The organism is Streptomyces purpurogeneiscleroticus (assembly GCF_020024005.1).
Lineage (GTDB): Bacteria > Actinomycetota > Actinomycetes > Streptomycetales > Streptomycetaceae > Streptomyces > Streptomyces purpurogeneiscleroticus.
The window spans coordinates 1-6561 of record NZ_NHSG01000042.1 but is presented as its reverse complement, the minus strand read 5'-3'; the positions used below and the strand labels follow the sequence as shown (position 1 = coordinate 6561).

Below are 6561 nucleotides of genomic sequence, written 5' to 3'. Positions count from 1 at the left end.
GGGGAGTGGGGTCGGTGCTGCTGAGGGGAGTCTCGAGCAACTGCGGGAGGATTTGCTGGAGTTCCTGCGAGGGGTGACGGGGCCGGCCGTGTGTGTGGGGTTCTCGTTGGGCGGCGCGGTGGTGCTGGCTGCTGCGGCGGCCGCGCCCGGGCTGGTTACGGGGGCTGTGGTGTTCGGTACGTCCACGGTGGTGGGGAAGGCCGCGGTGGAGTTCTACGAGGAGCGGATCCGGCTGGTGCGGGACGGTGACCGGCAGCAGCTGGCGGAGGTGATGCGCGCGGACACGGTGGCCGCGTTGCATCGTACGGACGGGGACGGGGACGTCGATGTGGACGCGGTGACGGCACGGCGGATGGCGGCCGTCGGGGACGGGGCCGGGTATGCCAACGCGGCCGCCGCGATGGCCGGGCTGCGGGAGCGCCCGCTCACTCCGGCGCTCGCCGACATCACGTGTCCCGTTGTGGTCGTCGGGGCCGCGGAGGACGCCTTCTGTCCGCGCAAGGCCGCCGAGATCATGCTCGATGGGCTGCGGGGCGCGGAGTGCGAGGTGCGGTACGAGGAGATTCCGGCGGCGGGGCATCTGATGAATGTCGAGCGGCCGGAGGAGGTCACGGCCCGGCTGGTGGCGGCGCTGGAGCGGATGGGGACCGGTACCGGGTGACGGTCGCGCACCGGCTCCGGGTGCCGGTGAGGCGCCCGGAGCCGGTACGGAAGGCCACTGAAGCCGTGTGACCTGCGAGATCTACTGGATCTCGTAGATCTTTTGGACCGACGAGATCCAGTAGATCTACGAGATGTTCGGCAGGTCGCCCTTCGTCGTCCCCATGTCGATCACCGAGAAGCCCGCCCCCTGCTGGTCCGAGACGGCGGCGAAACGGCCGAAGGGGCTGTCGTGCGGGCCGAAGTGGACCTGGCCGCCGAGCTTGGTGATCTTTGCGATGGCCTCGTCGCAGTCGTCGACGGCGAAGTACGGGTTGATGTGCGAGGGCAGCCCGGCCGGGAAGTCCTCGGTCATCTTCATCCGGCCGAGGGTGGTGTCCTCGCCCAGCTGGTAGAGCTTGAAGTCGATGGCCTCGTCCTGCATCTTCTTCGTGGCGTACGAGAAGAGCGCGGGGAAGAACGCGTCCGCCTGCTCGGCCTCGCGGGTGGTGATCTCGGCCCAGCAGTACGAGCCGGGCTCGCCCTGCTTCTCGAAGCCCTGGTGGGTGCCGGGCTGCCAGAGGGCGAAGGTGACGCCGGCGGGGTCGGTGGCGACCGTCATGTGCCCGAAGTCTCCGACGGCCATGGGATCGATGACGATCCGGCCGCCGAGGTCACGGATCTTGTTCGAGGTGGCCTGGAGGTCGGCCGAGGCGAAGTACAGGCACCAGGCGGTCGGCCAGTCCTGGCCGGGCATCTTGGGCGCGAGGCCCGCGACCGCCTTTCCGTCGGAGAACGCCTGGGTGTAGTTGCCGTACTCCGCCGAGCTCTCGCCGAAGGTCCAGCCCAGCACTTCGCCGTAGAAGGTCTTCGCTGCCTCCAGGTCGGGGAACGAAGCGTCGATCCAGATGGGTGTGCCCTCAGGTTTAACGGCCATGGCCTGCCTTCCTCCGTTTTCCGTTATGAGGTGCTTCTGCGTGCCTCTGTGAGCCTCTGGGGAGGTCTTGTCCGGCTTGCCACGGTATCCAGTGATCTTGTGTCCGTCCGGGGAAATATTCGAACGTATGGTCAATTCTCGAATTCACTCAGGAGGAGCACTCAGGGGATCACTCGGGAGAAAGCTCAGGAGGGCGTGCCTAGCCCAGTTCCAGGCTCGTCACTCCGAAGATGGTCGCCGTGGCCAGGGGCCGGACGGGGCCGGTGTACATGCGGGCCGTGGCGAAGGACGGGGTGAGGCCGAGGGAGGTGGCCAGCGCGGTGGCTTCCGGGTTGGACTCGGGGACGTCGACGGCGAAGGGTGCGCCGTCCAGGTCGGCGGTGAGCCCGTCGAGCAGGGCCCGGGCGTCGTCGGCGGTGTCGGCGAAGAGCGGCCCGACGCGGTGCGCGTCGCGGCCGGGGCGGATCACGCCGTAACCGGTCACCCGCCCGTCGACGACGCGAGCGAGCGCCCGATGGCCGTCTGCGGTGAGCCAGTTGCGCAGGAAGTGCGGGCGGTCGGCGGGGTATCGGGCGTTGTCGTACGCGAGGATCGCGTCCAGTCCGGCGGCCTCGGCCGGGGCGACGTGCGTGGGGGCCGGGCGGCCGGTCGGTCCGGAGCCGCCGTACCGGCTGGTGCGGTAGGCGAGTTCGAAGCCGGAGCGGCGGTAGTTGTCCTGCTGGGCCGGTACGCCGTCCAGGCCGACGGTGCGTTCGCCGGCGTGCGCGAGCGCGGTCTTCCAGGTGGTGAGGCCGTGGCCGCGGCCGCGCTGGTCCGGGCGTACGAGGTAGAAGCCCAGGAAGGCGTAGTCCGGGCTGTAGTTGACGACGGAGATGGCGGAGACCGGTTCGCCGTCGATCCGGCCGAGGAAGAAGCCGTCGGGGTCCTGGGTGAAGAAGCAGGCGGCGTCGGCCAGGCCCGGGTTCCAGCCCTCGGCCGCTGCCCACTCGCTCACGAGCTTCCAGTCCTCCGGCGTGGCTCGCGTGACGACGAGCTGATCAGGGGCCTGACGGGGCATTGTGCATGTCCTTTCCGGCGGAGAACGGGCCGCGCGGCGGCCCACGGTCCGGGCCATCCTTCCCGATTCGTAGGTGCGTATCCAGCACGGGAGGTGGCCGCGCCCCTGCGCGAAAGAACGGTCAAGTAGGGGAACGAGTAAGGAAAAGAAAGGGAAAGAGGGAGTCAAGTGCCTGGATTGGAGGGATTGCGATGTGCGGCGGGGCGGGGGTGAGCGCTAGCATGGGAATTGGTTGTCTGGGGCAACCAAATTCCCGGGGCGGGGGAACGCTTGTGCCGGGTGCGGCGCCCTGCGCCGGACCGGCCCTGGGCACCCACCGACCGATGGAGTACCACCACCGGGGCGCGGGGACGAGCGCGCCGGTGTCAGGAGGACATTCATGCCTGCCGAGGCAGCCGCATCCCAGACCACCCCCACAACTCCCCATGATAATGCGGGACGTTCGAGCGACACGGTGGTTCCTGCCGCCGACGCCGCCGACGCCATCAACGCCGCCGATGCCACCGCGCCGGAGGCCGAGTTCCGTACCTACGTCGAGGACATCCTCGACGCGCTGGCGGCCGACCCGGACCGTGAGCTCCTGGTGCACGGCGACCGGCGGCTGACCGCCGGTGATTTCCACGACCTGGTGCACCGCACCGCGCACGCCATGTCCGCGCAGGGCATCGAGCGCGGCACCACCGTCACGCTGCTCAGCGGCAACCTCCCCGAGGCCATCGCGGCCCGCTACGCCGCCAACCTGGTCGGCTGCCGGGTCAACCACCTGTACAACAAGCTCTCTGCCGACGTGCAGGCCAACATCGTCCGCGACGTGGAGACCCGGGCGCTGATCGTCGACCCGCGGCTTGCCGACCGCGCCGCCGAGCTGATCGAGCGCGCGCCCGTGCCCACCGTCCTCACCCTCGGCGAGGCCAAGCGCGAGATAGGCCGGGACGTGCTGGCGCTCGGCGCCGAGCAGCCCGCCGAGCCGTTCGCGAGCCGGGCGCTGCCGGACGACATCTGCACCATCCGGCACACCGGCGGCACCACGGGCCACCCCAAGGGCATCGTCACCACCTTCGAGCAGTTCAACCGGATGCGCGGAATGATGCACGCCGCGCAGGAGACCGAGTACACGCCGAAGCAGCTCGTGTGCACCACCATCGCGCACGCTGCCGGGATGCTGGCCGACGTCATGTTCCTGAGCGGCGGAACGGTCGTACTACACGACGACTTCGACCCGGCCGAGGCGCTCGCCACCATCGAGCGGGAGGGCATCACGCACCTCTTCCTGCTCCCGCCGCTGGTCTACCGGCTGATGGACCACCCGGACTCCGAGCGCCGGGACCTGTCCAGCCTGCGCGCCCTGACTTACGGCGGCTGCCAGTCCTCGCCCGCCCGCATCGCGGACGCGGTCCGCCGCTTCGGCAAGGTGCTCGTGCAGTTCTACGGGCAGAACGAGGCCGGCGGCATCAGCGTGCTGCCCGCCGAGGAGCACGACCCGGAGAACGTGGAGCGGCTGCGCTCGGCCGGCCGGATCCTGCCGGGCGTCGAGGTGGCCATCCGCGACACCGACGGCAACGACCTGCCCGCCGGTGAGCTGGGCGAGATCTGCGTCCGCTCCGCCGGCACGATGACCGGGTACTGGAAGCAGCCGGAGCTGACCGCCGAGGTACTGCGGGACGGCTGGCTGCACACCGGTGACGTGGGCTTCGTGGACGAGGAGAACTACATCACCGTCGTCGACCGGATCAAGGACATGATCGTGGTCGTCGGCGGCCATGTGTACACCACCGAGCTGGAGGACCTGCTCAACTCGCACCCCAAGGTGCTGCAGAGCGCGGTCTTCGGCGTCCGGGACGCGGACAACATGGAGCAGGTGCACGCCGCGGTCGTGGCGGCGCCGGGCAGTGGCGCCGAGGCCGAGGAGCTGCGCGCTGCGGTACGCGAGGCGCGCGGCGCGATGTACGAGCCGGCCGCGATCACCTTCGTCGACGCGCTGCCGCTGACCGACGCGGGCAAGCCGGACAAGAAGCTGCTCCGGCAGCAGGCGGAGGAGGCGCAGGCCGCCTAGCGGACGGCGCGGGCGGGTGCCGAGGCGCCCGCCCGCGCGGTTCTTACGCGTCCGGGTACACCGCCACCTGTACCGCCCGTGGCCCGTGCATGCCCTGGATCATCGCCGACTCGATGTCGCCGGAGCGGCTGGGCCCGGTGATCAGCTGCATGCCGGACGGCATGGGGTCGAGGCGGCCGAGCGCCGCGATCAGGTCGGCGTAGTCCGCGTACAGCCGCGAGAGCGGCACCACCGCGAGGTGCGTGCCGGGCAGCACGGCCGTGCCGCGCGGGCGGCCGGGCGCGGGGCCGAGCGCGACGGTCCCGGTGTCCGCGGCGGCACCGAGTACACCGGTGATACCGACCTCGGCGCCCCACGGGTCCGCCGGGCGCGGTCCGGTCACCTCCAGGCCCTTCAGATCCGGGTGGTCGTCTACGAGTACGGGGCGGTCGCCCGCCCAGCGCCGGATCAGCGACAGCGCCTCATCGTGCGAGGCGGCGAGCTCGGCCAGGCCGCCCGCCGCCGCCAGCCGCTCCCGGAAGAGCTCCGCCAACTCCCGCTTCATGCCTGCCTCCTGTCGCGGGCCCGGTTCTCCTCGCGGCGCCGGAACCAGCTGCGGAAGGCGCCTGCCTCGCGCAGCGCGGGCAGGGCGCGGCCGTGCGCCCAGCCGCGTCCGGGGCCGGGCAGCCGGGCCAGCAGCCGCTCGGGGAGCAGCCGGCCCACCAGCCGGGCCGCGGCCAGCGTGGCGCGGAAGCCGGTCTCCGTACGCCACGCCAGCGACCAGGCACGCCAGCCGGCCCGGGCCGTCCGGGCATCGGGCCGCGTGCGTTCGTGCTCGGCGCGGAGGTTCACCAGCAGGTCGGGGATCGGGATCTTGACCGGGCAGGCGTCGTAGCAGGCACCGCAGAGCGAGGAGAGGAACGGCAGGTCGGAGTCGCGGCCGGGCTCGTCGATCAGGGGGCTGAGGACGGCGCCGATCGGGCCGCCGTACACCGCGCTGTACGGGTGGCCGCCGCCCACCGTCCGGTACACCGGGCAGGCGATCTGGCAGTTGCCGCAGCGGATGCAGGCGAGTACTTCTTCCTGCGGTGTGCCGAGCGCCTTCGTGCGGCCGTTGTCGAGGATGACCAGGTGCAGCTGCTCCGGGCCGTCGGTCTCGCCCTCCCGGCGCGGCCCGTTGACGAGCGTCTGGTAGACGGAGACGCGTTGTTTTGTGGCGGCGTCGCACAGCAGTGGGACGAGGACCCCGAGGTCGGCGAAGCGCGGGATCACCTTCTCCACGGTCATCACGGCGACGTGGATGCGCGGCTGGGAGGTCACCATGTCGGCGTTGCCCTCGTTGGTGACGATGGCGAGGGTGCCGGTGTCGGCGGCCGCGAAGTTGACGCCGCTGATGCCCATGCCGGCGGCCTTGAAGTCGGCGCGCAGCCGGGTACGTGCGAAGGCCGCCAGGTCGTCCGGCTCTCCTGACACTGTGTCACCGGCCAGCTGTCCGAAGAGATCCGCCACGTCCTGCCGGGACTTGTGCAGCGCGGGCCCGACGATGTGGCTGGGCCGCTCATCGGCCAGCTGGACGATGTACTCGCCCAGGTCCGTCTCGACCACCTCGATGCCGTGCGCGGTGAGATGGGAGTTGAGATGGATCTCCTCGGTGGCCATCGACTTGGACTTCACGGCGAGGCGTACGCCGTTCTCGCGGGCGATCCGCTCGATGACGGCGCGCGCGTCGGCGGGGGTGGCGGCCCGGTGCACCACACCGCCGTTGCGCTCGACGTTCCCGGTCAGCTGTTGGAGGTACTTCTCCAGGTCGGGCAGGGTCTCGCGGCGGATGGCCGCGCCGCGTTCGCGCAGCTCGGCCACCTCGGGGGACCAGGTGCCGACGTGCCGTTGGTCGTT

6 protein-coding genes are annotated in these 6561 nt (G+C 71.0%); 2 read left to right on the top strand and 4 right to left on the bottom strand.

The window, feature by feature from the left end:
- On the top strand, positions 1 to 661 hold a 661-nt coding region (locus CCS38_RS01165), incomplete at its 5' end, for an alpha/beta fold hydrolase (protein WP_223731291.1).
- A 126-nt stretch (positions 662 to 787) separates the two neighbouring features.
- Here the strand turns inward: CCS38_RS01165 and CCS38_RS01160 are convergent.
- Positions 788 to 1576 carry a VOC family protein gene (locus CCS38_RS01160; RefSeq protein ID WP_223731290.1) on the bottom strand — a complete coding sequence of 263 codons (789 nt, stop codon included), beginning with the start codon at positions 1574 to 1576 and terminating at the stop codon, positions 788 to 790.
- A 199-nt stretch (positions 1577 to 1775) separates the two neighbouring features.
- The gene (locus CCS38_RS01155; RefSeq protein WP_223731289.1) at positions 1776 to 2633 is read right to left on the bottom strand and encodes a GNAT family N-acetyltransferase; all 858 of its coding nucleotides are present in this window, start codon (positions 2631 to 2633) and stop codon (positions 1776 to 1778) included.
- A gap of 484 nt (positions 2634 to 3117) precedes the next feature.
- Between CCS38_RS01155 and CCS38_RS01150 the strand changes: the two genes are divergently transcribed.
- The gene (locus CCS38_RS01150) at positions 3118 to 4686 is read left to right on the top strand and encodes an AMP-binding protein (protein ID WP_223731292.1); all 1569 of its coding nucleotides are present in this window, start codon (positions 3118 to 3120) and stop codon (positions 4684 to 4686) included.
- 43 nt (positions 4687 to 4729) lie between these two features.
- Here the strand turns inward: CCS38_RS01150 and CCS38_RS01145 are convergent, their stop codons facing one another.
- Entirely contained in the window at positions 4730 to 5230 is a 501-nt protein-coding gene (locus CCS38_RS01145) for an LUD domain-containing protein (RefSeq protein ID WP_223731288.1), read from the bottom strand.
- Positions 5227 to 6561, bottom strand: a 1335-nt coding sequence (locus CCS38_RS01140; protein WP_223731287.1) for a lactate utilization protein B, incomplete at its 5' end; no start/stop codon positions are given. The genes CCS38_RS01145 and CCS38_RS01140, both read right to left, overlap by 4 nt.